The sequence below is a fragment of the Shewanella japonica genome (assembly GCF_002075795.1).
Lineage (GTDB): Bacteria > Pseudomonadota > Gammaproteobacteria > Enterobacterales > Shewanellaceae > Shewanella > Shewanella japonica.
This window is the reverse complement of the sequence record NZ_CP020472.1, coordinates 59,804-75,752: the sequence shown is the minus strand read 5'-3', so window position 1 is coordinate 75,752 and position 15,949 is coordinate 59,804. Positions and strand designations below refer to the sequence as shown.

Below are 15,949 nucleotides of genomic sequence, written 5' to 3'. Positions count from 1 at the left end.
CAATATTGTAAAGCCGTCTACGAGTTAGTCTGTTTGAAAGTACCAATGTAACAAATCGGTAGTTGGAATTTGATTGCTTAAGATTAACTAACATATAATTAAACACTGTAAACATCTTTGAAGCATAATTAATAGGAATATCATGCTAATTTTTTTCGATACTCTCAATGTGTATTATCTTCCCCAGTACGTTCCTATTATTCAAGAATTAAAAAAGCAAGGTCATTCTGTTAATCTCGTTTGTTATCATGAGCGCAATGAGAAGGATGTCGTTCAGCAAATTTTTAATCAATTAGATTTAGAGTGTCTTTGGGTTAATGATGATAGTGAAGCAGAAACACTCTACCTCACTCAAAAACCTGACTGGATTTTCTTCGGTAATAAATGTACTTATCTCGACAGTATCCATCAGTACTCAAAAACGGCTCAACTTGGCCACGGTATAGGTCCTAAACCTTCTTATTACCATAAATCTATCACTCCGATGACAGTAAGATTTATTGAAGGGTCGTTGCGATTAGCCAAAATCAAAGAGTTTTACCCTGACGATAACTTTGTTCAGGTCGGATTTTCAAAATTAGACCCAATTATTAATCATCAAGAGCCTGGGTTAGATTTAGACAAAATAGGTCTAGATAGTAATAAGAAAACGATTCTGTACGCTCCGACATTTAATCCGAGCTCCTTAGAGTGTTTTCCTGATAATTGGCCGAAAGATTTTGCTGATTACAATATTCTTATTAAACCTCATTCGTTAACCCAGATGAGAGATAAATTCAAAAATCAACAGCTAAAATTAAAGAAATGGTCAGCATTTAGTAATGTATATGTTGCTTCTGCTGAAGATATTTCACTGCTCCCTTTTATGCAGAATGCAGATATTTTACTCAGTGAAGCATCCAGTACTTTATTCGAGTTTTCCGCATTGGCAAAACCGGTTATCGTATGCAATTTTTTTAAACTCAAATGGTCATATCGCGGCATTTTTCACTTTCGTTTTGTAAAGCGCTTCGGTAAAGATAATGTGCTTTATAGCGATATAGGGTTACATGTAAACAAATATTCTGAGTTGATTTCTGCTATTCCACAACAATTAGCCCACCCAGAACAGTACGAAGCCAATAGGCAAAAATATACGGATGAACATGTTGGCCCCACAGATGGAAACGCATCAAAGCGGATCGTTGAATACCTTGAGAATTTTCAATCAGCGTAAAGAATTACCACAATTGATAAATTCGTTAACTGGTTTACTTACATAGGAATTATTGAACGGTTGATTCAATAATATATGAATAAAAATATGGCTATTATCTCTGCATCACAATTACAATCTTGTCAGCGAATGTTATTCATGTCGCCACTAGCATTAGGTGACTTTCTATATCTAAAAACATTTTTAATTGCTCTTAAAGCTCAAAATCCGCATATCACATTGGATATTTGGCTAGACGATAACCGTTGTACAGACACAAGTTGGCGGTTATCTAGAAGCGCAATTTTGCAACAATGGATAGCTTCAGACTCCTCGTTTAATATCAGCTACGGTTGTACTAAATCGACTTCAGATCATCAAGCACAGATCCAACAAGCTAAAGCTAATGACTACGACATTATTATCTGCCATTCAGCAAGTAAAAGTGCTCGTTATTCACAAATAGCAAGAGAAATAGCACCAAAAGCATTCATTGTTTCAAGTATCACTAAGCAACCTTACAATGGATTGTTTAATCGCTTGATTTTTAGGCATAGTGATCACGTTATTGCGCTAGATACTAGTGAACTAGATAAAAATCATCATATTACTGATAGGTTTTATGCCGTTTTCAATAAAATATGTAACGTTACACTCGATAAATCACAATTTATGCCAACTCTAGACATACCAAATCAAATGGATAGTGTGAGTAAAAAATGGTTATTAAATAAATTTAATAACCAGGATAGACAAGGAAAGTTATATTTCCTCAATCATTTATCGACAAATACCAAAAAAGATTGGCACTTATCACAACTCTTTGAATTAATAACTTTACTTGCAAAAGTGTCAACTGACGGGCGCTTCATTATTAATGTTACTAAAGAGAATTTTGATGAAACGGTGCAAAAAGTAAATGAATTTACATCCCAGACTTCTTTTCAAGTCGTCGTATTCACAGTAGAAGATCACTTCTTTGAATTACCATCACTGATCTCTCTTTCAGACTTTGTCATCACCGTCGATACAGCTATTTTGCATTTTGCATTTGCAGCTAAACGCCCTTTAATTTCTATGATGAGATCTAAAAAGCCCTATTGGGCTCCGCCAGCAAGTAAACAGTCTCACGTATTATATGCAACTGAAGGTAAGGGCCATGTGTCAGATATCAATGTTGAAGCCGTTTACCAGCAATATCTAACAATGGTTCACTAAATATTAAGGGTTAAAAACAAATCAAGATGAAAATAGCAATATTTACTCTCGCCATAGGCGATAACCCAATGTATCGCGCCGCCATCGATAGTTTCAGTTCCTACGCTGACAAAGTTGGTGCTGATTTGATTGTTTCAAACGAGCTACATTATCAGCTTAACGTTAAAAATAAATACTACGATGCAAGTCCAGCTTGGTCTGAAAAGTTATATATAGCCGAGTTATTAAAAGAATACGATAGAGTGCTATATATCGACGCCGATATGATTATTACACCTTGGGCGGAAAATATATTTGAACAATACAATTCTTTAGAGACTGTATATATGTTCAATGAAGGGGCTTATAAAGATCGCTCTGAACATGCCAACAAAATCAGTAGTATTTTAGGTGAAGTAGACTGGCCTACTCTTGATGATGCAATGGTGTACTTTAACTCTGGTATGATTTTAGTTTCTAAACAATCAAACTTATTTATCAATGCAAGTGCAGAAGAGATGCAAAAGGTGTGTAACGAGGTAAAATTTTACGACCAAACTTACATAAACTATCTTATTTTTCGAGAGAAAATTAAGTACCACTGTATCGATAAATCATTTAATAGAATGCCTCTACTTGGCTTAGAAGGCTATAAAGAAGCGAGCTTCATTCATTATGCAGGCAGGGGGTATCGCGAAAAAATACCTATGCGTGAACTAAAATATATTATTGATTATTGTGACTTTTTTTCAAACGAATTATCTGAACAAGACAAGCTTGAGTTTAAGCAGCAGTCATGGCACTGGTACATGCTTAAACAACACAGAAAATCTAAACTTCCAATTCCTTTTTTAAGCGCGGTTTTTGGGCTTTTTCACCCTCAACACAAATATTGATGTCCTTGCCTCTGTCACATTAACAACACACAACATTTATTGCTGTGCCGTGTGATAGAGACTTATAAGTGACATAACTCTTAAACAAAGGTTATCAAAAGCCAGCTTTATTCTTTACTCTGGCAAAGGTATCGTATTAAGTGCCCACGTTGTGAAGTTCGTTATGTGGATAATTACTGCCAATTATATTCAGATAATGTCTCTCCAGAAGAGAAGCGTCAATAAAATTGAATGCATGGAATTTATTTACTAAACTTCTCGCAAAAAAGCGATGCACCTCAAAACATTTTAAACTCAATTGGTAAGCCTACAATTGGTAGAAAGTGGCTATAAATTTAATTTAAAGTAGATACTTAGCAATCATTAGATTGCTAAGTCATACTATCAAACTGCTGAATCACTTTCTCAACGCTTATCAAGCTCATCAAGTCATCCCCTTTGGCCCGTTTTCCCCAAGGGATCGTCATGTTAGGGAATTGCTGACGAATCACTTCATCATACACACTCACCACTTGCATTAAGGACATATATGGCCCAGTTCGCCCAGGGTTAGAGTGTGCGTATAACCCTATCACTGGGGTGCCTTGAGTAACGGCCATATGAGCAGGGCCGGTATCAGGAGCAATCACTATAGAGGCCCTATTTAACACGGCTAATAATTGAGTCAGTGTAGTTTGCCCCACCTTGTTTTCTATCGATTGCGAGGCAAAATGGTTAATTGATGCCGCTAAATCAACTTCGAGCTGACTAGGGCCGCCACACAATATGACCCGATAGCCTTTTGATACGGCATGATCAGCCACTGCAGCATAACGCTCTGGTAACCAATTACGTTCTGCTTTACTTGCTGCAGGGCAAATGACTAGCACTTTTTCAGTTTCAGTAATCAGCTCACTTGCAAACTCGCTATCTGACTCTAATACTGGAATGTTCCACTTCGGCGATAAGTCTTTCACACCAATGGTTTTAGCAAACCCCATAAACCCTTCTAACACATGAGGGGTTGCCAAGGGTTCGACGGCATGATTTGTCACCAGCCACTGCCCTTCTTTAGCGCGTGCTTTATCAAAGCCCACTCTCACTTTCGCCGAAATCATCAATGAAGCGATGGTTGCTCGTAGCGCCACCTGCATGTGCAACAAAACATCAAATCTCTGCCCCGCTAAGTCTTGACGTAACTTCCCATAACTTCGCCAACCTTGAGATTTATCAAAAATAACAAAGCGGATGTCAGGCAAATGCTTGAGCAACTGATATTCAACCTTGCCTATCACCCAAGTCACGGCTAGATCAGGGTACTGACGTTGAATCGCTTGCACCATTGCCACTGCATGACATACATCACCAATAGCGGATAAACGGAGTAAACATAATGATTTCATTGACGAAAAGTCTGCTTTCATGGATTACCACTATCAATGCAAAGGGAATATAAGTACAAGCATTCGATCTTAATGTAGAATATCTTTTTTAGCCACAGACAAATCAACGCATTATTAATTGACCTATGCAAATTGAATCAACAGGTAATGGGGTTATCGCCTGGTGCGAACCTCTTGCACAACACCTTACTCCAGCTCAGTTTCAAGCCGATTATTGGCAACAGCGCAATGCTGTCATCGGTCAATCAAAAGGGCGTTATACCACTTGGTTTGTTGAGTACAATCAACAACAATGGGTGCTGCGTCATTATTGGCGAGGTGGGTTAATAGAAAAGCTAAGCCGAGATGCTTACATTTATACGGGCATGCAACGCACTCGAGCTATTGCAGAACTTGCCTTATTAGAAAAGCTACATGCAGAAGGTTTGCCTGTTCCTCGCCCAATTGCAGCCAATGTTGAACGATTCGGTATTTGGTACCGCGCTGATTTACTTATCGAGCTCATTGATGGAGCCAAAGATTTAGTCGCTTATTTATCCACTCAAACGATGACAAATGAGCAATGGCAACAATTAGGTCAATTAATCGCGACCTTTCATAATCGCGGGGTTTATCACGCCGATCTGAATGCTAAAAATATTCTGTTGGCTAAAGGCAAATTTTACCTCATCGACTTTGATCGGGGTGCAATAAAAACACCCGCAAGTGCTTGGCAACAAGCAAACTTAGCGCGTTTATTACGTTCATTTAATAAAGAAAAAACCAAACTCGCTTCGCTTAACTTTTGTTCTGAACATTGGCAAGCATTATTAAAAGGTTATCAGGCTAACATTAATAATTGATACGATATCTATATCATCTGCGCCTGTTTTAATTGCTCCTCGATAACATCAAGCTGCTTTTGTAATGCCCCACGGTTTTGGCTTACCACCCCTAAGCCAGCATTAGCTGCATTTTGATGTTGCTGTTGATCATCAAAGTAAGCTAATAGCTGCAATGCGAGCTGCTCAGCATCTGATACCACAGTTAATCCACCTGCTTTTTGTAGTAACTCAGTAATCTCTGCAAAATCCCAATGGTGCGGTCCTACACTGACAGGTAACCCCATTGCTGCAGGTTCAAGCGGGTTGTGACCGCCATTTTCTATCAGTGTCCCGCCAACAAAAGCAGCATCAGCTGTGCCATATAACATTAGCAATTCACCCATGGTGTCACCTAATAACACTTGCGTATTTTCGCTCACTGGTTCATTCATACTGCGTCTTGCTAATGATAAACCAAACTGCGTCGTTGTTACCGCAGCCACATTAAATTGCTCTGGATGACGTGGAGCCATAATCATAAGTGCATTAGGGTATTGGGATAATATTTGTTGATGAGCAGCAAGCATTATTTCAAACTCACCAGGGTGTACGCTACCAGCGACCCATATTGGCGTTTGTACTCGCCCCCACTGCTGGCGTAACGCTTTGGCTTGTTGATGTTTACCCTCATCAATCTGTAAATCAAATTTTAAGCTACCGCAAATATGTAACTGTTCAGCATGCACACCTAAAGACGCAAATCGCTCCGCTTCTGTACTTGTTTGCACAGCTATCTCATCTAAACTGGCTAGCATAGGCTGACTTAACGCAGGTTTCTTTTGATATTTAGCCGCTGATTTTGCAGATAACCTTGCATTAGCTAACACCACTTTCACCCCGCGCTTTCGGGCAAAATGAACTAAGTTCGGCCATAACTCAGTTTCCATAATTACCATTACTTTCGGGTTAACTTGACCTAAAAAACGCTGCACACTCAGACTAAAATCTAATGGCAAATAACAATGCTGCACCCGGTTACCTAAATGCTGCGCAAACGCTTTACGCACTTCATCTGAACCGGTTGGACTGGTCGTGGTAATCGTAAAAGATAGATTGGGATATTGATCCATTAGATGGTTAATCAGTGGAATCGCCGCCAGCGTTTCACCCATTGAAACACTATGAATATGCACATCCGTTTCATTAAGGCGCGCAATACCGAAACGCTCAGTCCAACGTAAACGATACGCAGGACTTTTGATGCCACGAAAAGCAAAATATAGCACCACTAAAGGTGATAATAGGTATAAGAGGATAGAATATAGGCCACGAGTCATGAAAAGAGTCTTAATCAATTTTGCTTGTCAGATAAACACAATGTTAACATAAACCAAAACCACATAAATAAGTGTTACAGCAACATATTCTTCGTATAGTGAGCTATGTTGTATAACCTAAATGCTGTTGTTTATGTCGCCTTCAAAACTGCCATTGGGCATCAAGACGTAGTTCTCAATGTGATTAAGGCTGAACTGACCAGATGTAAGTGTGTTTTAATATAAGATTCATAAGGATATGCATTAAGCGTCTTATTGGGTCACCAAGACTCCTATAGTTAGCAATTGATAATTGGAACCGATATGAAAACCCGCGATAAAATTGTTTTTGCCAGTCTTGAACTCTTTAATGAACACGGTGAACGTAATATTACCACCAACCATATTGCCGCTCATCTCGGAATAAGCCCTGGAAATCTTTATTATCACTTCCGCAATAAAGAGGACATCATCAACTCTATTTTTGCTCTGTACGAAAGTCACTTAGAGTCTGGCTTTAAGCCATATGAAGACACGACAGTCGATATTGAGCTATTGATGGGCTATTTTGATGCCATGTTTTATACCTTATGGCAGTTCCGTTTCATGTACGCCAATCTTGCAGACATATTAAGCCGTGATGAAGCACTTAAAACACGATATTTAACTGCGCAAGAACAGGTATTACGTCGTTCAAGCGATGTATTACGCAAGTTAATTAGTGATGGTTTTCTTGAGATAGAAGACGCCAAGGTTACTGCTTTAGCCGATACGATAAAGATGATGGTCAGTTTTTGGATTAGTTATCAACTTACACAATCAAGTACATCTACTATCACTAAAGCCACGCTATATGAGGGCTTGTTACGAGTGCTGATGATCTTCAAAGCCTATTCAACCCAAAGTTCAGAGCCAACATTCACCCGCCTTGAACAACATTATCTTGATATAGCGTCTCAAGAACGTGACGCAGCAGCATAAAACCCAGCAAACATACGCATACAAACCGCCTTTTTACGACTAAAATATAGCTGTAAATTGGCGGCTCACTGACTTTTAACATGATAAGCCCTTCATTATTCAGCACTTAACAAAACGGTGTTAATGATTAGTATATCTAATGTGAAAACAGCCCTAGCCCTAATCATTTTTATATCGCTACGCAGGTTAAAAAAAACACTGTAGAGCAAGTAAAATTAAGGTTAGAATGCCGCCAAAGATTTCCATATTAAAACTATATTTAGGAGAAATCAGGTGGCCTCTACCTCATTTTACGACCGCATAAATCAACAACTTGTCGACGTTAAAGCTGAAGGCTTATACAAAAGTGAACGTGTTATCACTTCAGCCCAGCAAACGGCGATTAATGTAAATAGTGAAGAAGTCATTAACTTCTGTGCCAACAACTATTTAGGCCTAGCAAATCACCCTGAATTAATTAATGCTGCTCAAAACGGGTTAAATACTCATGGTTTTGGTATGGCATCTGTTCGTTTTATTTGTGGAACACAAAATATCCATAAACAACTAGAAAATAGCCTCAGTGAATTTTTAGGCATGGAAGATACTATTTTGTATTCTTCTTGTTTCGATGCCAACGCAGGTCTATTTGAAACCTTACTAGGCCCTGAAGATGCTATCGTGTCTGATGCATTAAACCACGCATCAATTATTGATGGTGTCCGTTTATGTAAAGCCAAGCGTTTCCGTTATGCCAACAACGACATGACTGATTTAGAAACACAATTAAAAGCAGCGAAAGAAGCGGGTGCTCGCGATATTCTTATTGCGACAGACGGTGTGTTTTCAATGGATGGTGTTATTGCCAACCTTCAAGGTGTTTGCGATTTAGCTGATAAATACGGCGCACTGGTTATGGTTGATGACTCTCATGCAGTTGGTTTTGTCGGTGAGAACGGTCGTGGAACTCACGAATTTTGCCAAGTAATGGATCGTGTAGACATTATCACAGGCACACTAGGTAAAGCGTTAGGCGGTGCATCTGGTGGATTCACTTCGGGCAAAAAAGAAGTCATTGATTGGTTGCGTCAACGCTCACGTCCTTACTTATTTTCTAACTCTTTAGCACCTTCAATTGTCAGCGCATCAATTCATGTGCTTGAAATGCTGAAGTCTGGTCATGCTCTTCGTGAAGCAGTATGGGAAAACAGCCGTTATTTCCGTGAAGAAATGACCAAAGCAGGCTTTACCTTAGCAGGTGCAGATCATGCCATCATTCCTGTCATGATTGGTGATGCTAAATTGGCAAGCGACTTTTCAAATCGCCTTTTAGCTGAAAATATTTACGTGGTCGGATTCTCATTCCCTGTTGTACCAAAAGGCCAAGCACGTATCCGCACACAAATGTCAGCAGCACACTCTCGTGCTCAAATCGATAAAGCGATTGAAGCCTTTACCCGCATTGGTAAAGAAATGGGCATTATTTAAGGTCTAAACAATGAAAGCACTTAGCAAGTTAAAGCCTGAAGAAGGTATTTGGATGGTTGATGCGCCTAAACCTGAAATGGGCCATAACGATCTATTAATTAAAATTCGTAAGACCGCTATTTGTGGCACTGATGTGCATATCTACAACTGGGACGAGTGGTCACAAAATACCATTCCTGTGCCTATGGTAGTGGGCCATGAGTATGTCGGTGAAGTCGTCGATATGGGCCAAGAAGTCCGTGGGTTTACCGTCGGAGACAGAGTTTCAGGCGAAGGCCACATTACCTGTGGTCACTGCCGAAACTGTCGTGGTGGCCGCACTCACTTATGCCGTAATACCTCAGGTGTTGGTGTTAACCGTGATGGCGCATTCGCAGAATACCTAGTTATTCCTGCTTTCAACGCCTTTAAAATCCCGGATGATATCTCAGATGAATTAGCGTCTGTATTTGATCCATTCGGTAATGCCGTTCATACCGCATTGTCATTTGATGTGGTTGGTGAAGATGTATTAATCACCGGTGCTGGCCCTATCGGCATCATGGCTGCAGCCGTCTGTAAACATGTTGGCGCACGCCACGTAGTCATTACTGATGTGAATGAATACCGCCTAGATTTAGCACGCAAAATGGGCGCAACACGCGCTGTAAACGTTGCTAAAGAAGACTTAAAAGATGTCATGAAAGAGCTTGGCATGACTGAAGGGTTTGATGTCGGGTTAGAAATGTCAGGCGTGCCTTCAGCATTTCACTCTATGCTCGATACCATGAACCACGGTGGCAAAATTGCCATGTTAGGTATTCCTGGTGGCGACATGGCCATTGATTGGAGTAAGGTGATCTTTAAAGGGCTTATCCTTAAAGGTATTTACGGTCGTGAGATGTTTGAGACATGGTACAAAATGGCAAGTCTAATCCAGTCTGGTTTAGATTTATCACCTATCATTACTCATCACTTCTCAATTGATGACTTCCAACAAGGCTTCGATGCTATGCGTTCAGGCCAGTCAGGTAAGGTCATTTTAAACTGGGATTAATTCCCATCGTAAATTACCGCAATAATAAAGGGGTTGTATCAATACAGCCCCTTATTAGATACTTCAGTTATTACTTTTATCCCATTTCACATAGCAGCGGTATAGCATGAGCACATTTAAGCACCTTTCAATCAATGAATTAATCCATATGACAGCAGACTCAAATGATGTCCAAATTGTCGATATCCGTGATGCTGCGAGTTATGCAGCAGGTCATATTGAAGGATCAATTCATCTCACTAATGAAAACATTGCTCATGTAATAGCAGAAGCGGACATGGATATGCCATTAGTCGTTGTCTGTTATCACGGCATTAGTAGTCAAGGTGCTGCAGGTTACTTAATTGAACAAGGATTTGATGACGTATATAGCTTAGACGGTGGCTTTACAGCTTGGAGCGCAGCGCACGCATGATTGAAATCGGCCAGTTACCCCACGCTCGCGCAGCTCAAGCCTTTATCGACTACTTGAAAGGGTTAGATATTGAGTGTGTACCCGTTGTGACTGCAAACGGGGTATCTCTGGTCGTGTATGATGAAACAAAAGCTGAACAAGCAAAACATGAATTTGAGCTTTTTAGACAAAACCCATATCAAAAGAAATATTTAGAAGCCTCTTGGGATAATGGTTCAACCCAAACTAAGCTCGATTATGGCTCGTCCTCTTTAGGCTTAGTGCAACAATTTATTACCGGAGCAGGCCCTTTAACCCTAATCACTTTTTTTATCTGCATGGTTGTCTTTGCAGCGATGAACCTCGGCTTTGCTAATCACGTTTTTAGCGCTTTGTCCTTCTTTGGGGCAGTTCCTGGTAGCGACTTTAGCCAAGTTTGGCGTGCCTTTACCCCTAGCTTAATGCACTTTTCAGCCATGCATCTTATCTTCAATTTACTTTGGTGGTGGTATTTAGGCGGTAAAATAGAAACAAAACTTGGCACACGACCACTGTTGATATTACTGGTCGTTGCCGGCACCTTGCCAAGCCTAGTGCAATATATGATGACAGGCCCTAACTTTGGTGGTTTATCTGGCGTCGTTTACGCCGTTGTTGGATATACTTGGATTATGGGTCAACGAAAACCAGATGCAGGTATTGGCTTACCCAATAGTTATATGACTTTTATGCTGATTTGGTTAGTTTTAGGCTTTACCGATCTATTGGGAATGCCAATAGCCAACGGCGCACATATCGGAGGCTTGTTAGTCGGGTTAGCGCAAGGCTTTTTTGATAGCCAAAGGCAAAGCAATACTCGGGTCGATCAGTAACTCCTGTCTCGATAGCTTCACAGGTTAAGCTATCGAGAATCGAATATGTCCCTTCATTCCAGTTCAGCGTTAAGAGTAATGTATGACAAGTACATTTTTTAATCACGTCATTTCAAGTACTTTAGCCACTAGCTTTTCAATACCTACATTTGCCTCTGCAATGCTATTCGCAAGCATGTAAGCAGGTGTGGATACGATGTTATTGTGTGTATCAACGATAATATCTTCAACGGTAGCATCACGGTGCTCGCCCCCCATTTCCGTGAAGGCCTGGGCGGTTCCACTATCATTACCGATCGTGCCAATAGGGTTGGTTTTAAAAATGCTAGGGATCATAACCGGCGCAATGCACATAAACCCGATAGGTTTCTTCACTAAAGCAAATTCTTGAATAAACGCTTCGACACTAGGCTCAACTGTACTGCCACTTCCTGCGACGGCAAAATCGCATAAGTTTTTTGCCGCACCAAAACCGCCAGGCACAATCAAACCATCATATTCAGTGATATCTAATGACTGAACGTTTAGCACTTCACCGCGACAAATTCTGGCAGACTCTTGCAAAACGTTACGAGTTTCTGCAGCATTTATTTCGCCATTAAGATGATTCACCACATGCATTTGTTCAACATCAGGTGCAAAGCATTGATAATTAGCCCCCGCTTTTGATAACGCCAGCAAGGTTAACACTGACTCGTGTATTTCTGCGCCATCATAAACACCACAACCGCTCAGTAACACAGCAATATTTTTCATTTTAGATCCCTATAAAGTGGCTTAATTTAACTTTTTTTAAACAAATCTATTGATCTGATTAAAAAACATGCTAACTTAGTTTCTCGAAATTATTTCATGGTTTAAAAACTGTACCAAATAATTGACTAAATCAAGAAAGATATTAAAAAAGTCCACAAATTAGGAATATTTTTAAAAACTACAATTAAACTCACAAAAATATTAAAAAACATTTATTTTCAATAGTTTAAACGTTTTATTCCCAGTCGTAATTAAAACACCTTTATAAGATAAATTAATTCACTCACAGAGTTATCCACAGCCTGAGAGATAATTTTCCGTGGCCGAAAATCCTTGTATGTGGCATTCTAAGGCCATCTCAGAATACTGAAAATGAAAACAGACTATGCCAACAATCCCCAATAACCCACTCGTCCTTGTGGATGGATCTTCTTATCTTTATCGTGCGTTTTATGCACCACCACATTTGACTAATTCAAAAGGCGAAGCAACAGGTGCTGTTTATGGTGTAGTCAATATGCTTCGCAGCTTAATGAGTCGCTATAACCCTAGCCATATTGCAGTGGTTTTCGACGCTAAAGGAAAAACATTCCGTAATGATATGTATAGTGAGTACAAAGCACAGCGTCCTCCTATGCCGGATGATTTACGCTCACAAATCGCCCCACTTCACGCCATTATTCATGCGCTGGGATTACCCCTAATTTGTATTCCAGGTGTCGAAGCTGATGATGTCATCGGTACTATTGCACTAAAAGCCAGTAAAGAAGGCCGCGCCACCCTTATCAGCACGGGTGATAAAGATATGGCGCAATTAGTTGATGACAATGTCACACTCATTAATACCATGACAGATACCATTATGGGCCCAGCTGAAGTAACCGAAAAATTTGGCGTTGGACCCGAGCTCATTATCGACTTATTGGCCATGATGGGTGATAAAGCCGATAACATACCAGGCTTACCAGGTGTCGGAGAAAAAACCGCATTGGCAATGCTGACAGGTGTAGGAGGTGTCGATAAGCTAATCGCAAATCCACAAAGTGTTTTAGATGTGACATTCCGTGGCTCTAAAACCATGCCTAAAAAGATTGAAGACAACAAAGAAATGCTTCAATTATCTTACGATCTTGCGACCATCAAAACCGATGTTGAATGGGATGATGATTGGGCGCCTCTCGAAATTCAACCACAAAACCGTGACGAGTTAATTAAACTGTTCGGGGAAATGGAGTTTAAACGCTGGTTAGCTGAGGTGTTAGATAACAAATCTGCCTTTTCTACAGCTACAGCCACCACGACTAACGAAGTCCAAGAGGCTACACCAGCCATTGATGTTGAATATGAGACAATACTAACCGAAACTGATTTAGCTAATTGGATTAGTAAACTGTCTAAAGCTGAACTCATTGCAGTTGATACCGAAACCACCAGCTTAAATTATATGGAAGCTAAGCTAGTTGGCATTTCGTTTGCCATTGAAGCGGGCAAAGCCGCTTACCTTCCACTAGCACACGATTATTTAGATGCACCTGAGCAACTTCCTATGGAATATGCTTTAGAGCAACTAAGGCCTATTCTTGAAAGTGATAGCATCAAAAAAGTCGGCCAAAACCTTAAGTACGACATCAGTATTTTTGCCAATGCTGGGATCACCCTAAAAGGGGTCCAGTTTGATACTATGCTTGAGTCTTACGTATTTAACTCTGTCGCTTCACGCCATGATATGGATGGATTAGCGCTTAAATACTTAGGCCATAAAAATATTAGCTTTGAAGAAATTGCAGGTAAAGGTGCAAAGCAGCTGACTTTTAACCAAATCGAATTAGATGTAGCCAGCCCTTATGCAGCAGAAGATGCTGATATTACCTTACGTTTGCACCAACATTTATGGCCAAGAGTAGAAAAAGAAGCCAAGCTAACTTCGGTATTTAACGATCTAGAGCTGCCGCTTATTCAAGTGTTATCAGACATTGAGCGCCAAGGTGTATTGATTGATAGCATGCTGCTGAGCCAGCAAAGTGATGAGTTAGCCCAGAAAATTGATGAGCTTGAAACCAAGGCCTATGACATTGCTGGCGAGAAGTTTAATTTAAGCTCTCCAAAGCAACTACAAGCGTTATTTTTTGAGAAGCTCGGATACCCGATCATCAAAAAAACGCCAAAAGGCGCACCATCTACAGCTGAAGATGTATTGATTGAATTAGCATTAGACTACCCGTTACCTAAGTTAATTTTACAACACCGCAGTTTATCCAAACTGAAAAGCACATATACCGATAAGCTTCCTTTAATGGTCAATACTGAAACGGGCCGAGTACATACTAGTTACCACCAAGCTAATGCCGCTACAGGTCGTTTATCATCAAGCGAGCCCAACCTACAGAACATCCCTATCCGAACAGAGGAAGGTCGTCGGATTAGACAAGCGTTTATCGCACCAGAAGGTCGTAAAGTTCTGGCTGCTGATTACTCTCAAATTGAACTGCGTATTATGGCTCACTTATCTCAGGATAAAGGTTTATTGACCGCTTTCGCTGAGAATAAAGATATTCACAAAGCTACCGCAGCTGAAGTCTTTGGCGTTCACTTTGAAGAAGTCACCACTGAGCAGCGCCGCCGTGCTAAAGCGGTTAATTTCGGGCTAATCTACGGTATGTCAGCCTTTGGACTGGCTAAGCAATTGGATATTCCACGTAAAGAAGCTCAAACCTATATCGATACCTACTTTGCTCGATATCCTGGAGTGCTTAAATACATGGAAGACACGCGCGCGCTTGCTGCCGAAGTCGGCTATGTTGAAACCCTATATGGAAGAAGATTGTATCTGCCAGATATTAAAGACCGTAATGCTATGCGACGCCAAGCCGCTGAGCGGGCAGCAATTAACGCCCCAATGCAAGGTACAGCAGCTGACATCATTAAAAAGGCGATGATCACCATCGACCAATGGATTAAGTCAGAGACAAACGGCGAAATAACCATGATCATGCAAGTACACGATGAGTTGGTATTCGAAATTGATGAATCAAAAGCAGATGCACTACAGGCAAAAGTATGTGAATTGATGGCTCAAGCAGCAAGCCTTGATGTGACCTTATTAGCTGAAGCTGGTATCGGTGACAACTGGCATGAAGCGCATTAGCCATATCGAATATGTTATTTCGGTTTATATAAGTTGCCCTAACATATAAAAATCACAACAGCTTCAATACAAAACCCGACAATCCCGTAGTTTTATCACTGCGGGATTGTTTTTTTTGAAGCTAATTTCATCGACAAGGCGATTTTTTCAACGACATTTGTATCAAACTTCACATTATTGTTCATTTTCATAAAAAACAGTTTTTCATTTTAAGGCTAATGACGTATTATCATCTGCGTAGGGTACAGAGGTTAAGATGTTCCATCTTTCAGACCTTTTTTATTCGCTAGAAATAGTGACAAGCCGAATTATGGCGCTCCAGCATTTTTGTGCTGGAGCTTTTTTTTGCCAAAAATTTATTTTAGAGTAAATACTTTAAATCTGTGTGAAAAACGATTACTATATCGTTATTGAGCGTCATCGATGAGTAGGTGGCACTTGAGTCTTGTTGAATTTAGCTTCTCCCCAAAAGAGCTAATTTTTTTAACCGGTGACATTATGTCGTCGGT

Annotated in this window: 13 protein-coding genes; 10 read left to right on the top strand and 3 right to left on the bottom strand. The window is 40.3% G+C overall.

Features of this window, described 5'->3' with window-relative positions; genetic code table 11:
* The first annotated feature begins 142 nt into the window (after positions 1–142).
* From SJ2017_RS00310 to SJ2017_RS00300, 3 genes are all read left to right on the top strand, one after another.
* Positions 143–1,216 carry a CDP-glycerol glycerophosphotransferase family protein gene (locus SJ2017_RS00310; RefSeq protein WP_080914525.1) on the top strand — a complete coding sequence of 358 codons (1,074 nt, stop codon included), beginning with the start codon at positions 143–145 and terminating at the stop codon, positions 1,214–1,216.
* A gap of 75 nt (positions 1,217–1,291) precedes the next feature.
* Entirely contained in the window at positions 1,292–2,413 is a 1,122-nt protein-coding gene (locus SJ2017_RS00305; RefSeq protein WP_244899745.1) for a glycosyltransferase family 9 protein, read from the top strand.
* A 26-nt stretch (positions 2,414–2,439) separates the two neighbouring features.
* Positions 2,440–3,288, top strand: coding sequence for a glycosyltransferase (locus tag SJ2017_RS00300; protein ID WP_055025831.1), 849 nt, complete (start codon positions 2,440–2,442; stop codon positions 3,286–3,288).
* Between the two features lie 371 nt (positions 3,289–3,659).
* On the opposite strand, the gene SJ2017_RS00295 is transcribed toward SJ2017_RS00300, so the two are convergent.
* On the bottom strand, positions 3,660–4,691 hold the full coding sequence (locus SJ2017_RS00295) for a glycosyltransferase family 9 protein (protein ID WP_080914524.1): 1,032 nt from the start codon (positions 4,689–4,691) through the stop codon (positions 3,660–3,662).
* Positions 4,692–4,795: 104 nt separating this feature from the next.
* Between SJ2017_RS00295 and SJ2017_RS00290 the strand changes: the two genes are divergently transcribed.
* Entirely contained in the window at positions 4,796–5,512 is a 717-nt protein-coding gene (locus SJ2017_RS00290; protein ID WP_080914523.1) for a 3-deoxy-D-manno-octulosonic acid kinase, read from the top strand.
* Positions 5,513–5,520: 8 nt separating this feature from the next.
* Here SJ2017_RS00290 and waaA read toward each other — a convergent pair whose 3' ends face one another.
* Positions 5,521–6,810, bottom strand: coding sequence for a lipid IV(A) 3-deoxy-D-manno-octulosonic acid transferase (gene waaA / locus SJ2017_RS00285; protein ID WP_080914522.1), 1,290 nt, complete (start codon positions 6,808–6,810; stop codon positions 5,521–5,523).
* Between the two features lie 303 nt (positions 6,811–7,113).
* Here waaA and SJ2017_RS00280 point away from each other — a divergent pair, with 303 nt between their 5' ends.
* The 5 genes from SJ2017_RS00280 to glpG all read left to right on the top strand — a co-directional run bounded on the left by SJ2017_RS00280 (position 7,114) and on the right by glpG (position 11,539).
* Positions 7,114–7,770 (top strand): TetR/AcrR family transcriptional regulator, encoded by a 657-nt coding sequence (locus SJ2017_RS00280; RefSeq protein ID WP_055025827.1) that lies wholly within the window; start codon positions 7,114–7,116, stop codon positions 7,768–7,770.
* A 273-nt stretch (positions 7,771–8,043) separates the two neighbouring features.
* Entirely contained in the window at positions 8,044–9,237 is a 1,194-nt protein-coding gene (locus SJ2017_RS00275; RefSeq protein WP_080914521.1) for a glycine C-acetyltransferase, read from the top strand.
* A 10-nt stretch (positions 9,238–9,247) separates the two neighbouring features.
* Positions 9,248–10,273 (top strand): L-threonine 3-dehydrogenase, encoded by a 1,026-nt coding sequence (tdh, locus tag SJ2017_RS00270; RefSeq protein ID WP_080914520.1) that lies wholly within the window; start codon positions 9,248–9,250, stop codon positions 10,271–10,273.
* 106 nt (positions 10,274–10,379) lie between these two features.
* Positions 10,380–10,688: a thiosulfate sulfurtransferase GlpE gene (glpE, locus tag SJ2017_RS00265; RefSeq protein ID WP_080914519.1), complete on the top strand. Its 309-nt coding sequence runs from the start codon at positions 10,380–10,382 to the stop codon at positions 10,686–10,688.
* The gene (gene glpG, locus SJ2017_RS00260; RefSeq protein ID WP_080914518.1) at positions 10,685–11,539 is read left to right on the top strand and encodes a rhomboid family intramembrane serine protease GlpG; all 855 of its coding nucleotides are present in this window, start codon (positions 10,685–10,687) and stop codon (positions 11,537–11,539) included. Before glpE ends, glpG begins: the two co-directional genes overlap by 4 nt.
* Positions 11,540–11,641: 102 nt before the next feature.
* Here the strand turns inward: glpG and elbB are convergent, their stop codons facing one another.
* Positions 11,642–12,295 (bottom strand): isoprenoid biosynthesis glyoxalase ElbB, encoded by a 654-nt coding sequence (elbB, locus tag SJ2017_RS00255; RefSeq protein WP_080914517.1) that lies wholly within the window; start codon positions 12,293–12,295, stop codon positions 11,642–11,644.
* 385 nt (positions 12,296–12,680) lie between these two features.
* Between elbB and polA the strand changes: the two genes are divergently transcribed.
* Entirely contained in the window at positions 12,681–15,440 is a 2,760-nt protein-coding gene (gene polA, locus SJ2017_RS00250) for a DNA polymerase I (RefSeq protein ID WP_080914516.1), read from the top strand.
* The last annotated feature ends 509 nt before the right edge of the window (positions 15,441–15,949 follow it).

What these genes read in the sequence shown, in the direction of transcription:
- SJ2017_RS00305 (WP_244899745.1), top strand. Translation starts at nt 1,292, where the DNA reads ATGAATAAAAATATGGCTATTATCTCTGCATCACAATTACAATCTTGT.
- SJ2017_RS00295 (WP_080914524.1), bottom strand. Translation starts at nt 4,691, where the DNA reads ATGAAAGCAGACTTTTCGTCAATGAAATCATTATGTTTACTCCGTTTA.
- SJ2017_RS00290 (WP_080914523.1), top strand. Translation starts at nt 4,796, where the DNA reads ATGCAAATTGAATCAACAGGTAATGGGGTTATCGCCTGGTGCGAACCT.
- glpE (WP_080914519.1), top strand. Translation starts at nt 10,380, where the DNA reads ATGAGCACATTTAAGCACCTTTCAATCAATGAATTAATCCATATGACA.
- SJ2017_RS00280 (WP_055025827.1), top strand. Translation starts at nt 7,114, where the DNA reads ATGAAAACCCGCGATAAAATTGTTTTTGCCAGTCTTGAACTCTTTAAT.
- tdh (WP_080914520.1), top strand. Translation starts at nt 9,248, where the DNA reads ATGAAAGCACTTAGCAAGTTAAAGCCTGAAGAAGGTATTTGGATGGTT.
- glpG (WP_080914518.1), top strand. Translation starts at nt 10,685, where the DNA reads ATGATTGAAATCGGCCAGTTACCCCACGCTCGCGCAGCTCAAGCCTTT.
- polA (WP_080914516.1), top strand. Translation starts at nt 12,681, where the DNA reads ATGCCAACAATCCCCAATAACCCACTCGTCCTTGTGGATGGATCTTCT.
- waaA (WP_080914522.1), bottom strand. Translation starts at nt 6,810, where the DNA reads ATGACTCGTGGCCTATATTCTATCCTCTTATACCTATTATCACCTTTA.
- SJ2017_RS00300 (WP_055025831.1), top strand. Translation starts at nt 2,440, where the DNA reads ATGAAAATAGCAATATTTACTCTCGCCATAGGCGATAACCCAATGTAT.
- SJ2017_RS00310 (WP_080914525.1), top strand. Translation starts at nt 143, where the DNA reads ATGCTAATTTTTTTCGATACTCTCAATGTGTATTATCTTCCCCAGTAC.
- elbB (WP_080914517.1), bottom strand. Translation starts at nt 12,295, where the DNA reads ATGAAAAATATTGCTGTGTTACTGAGCGGTTGTGGTGTTTATGATGGC.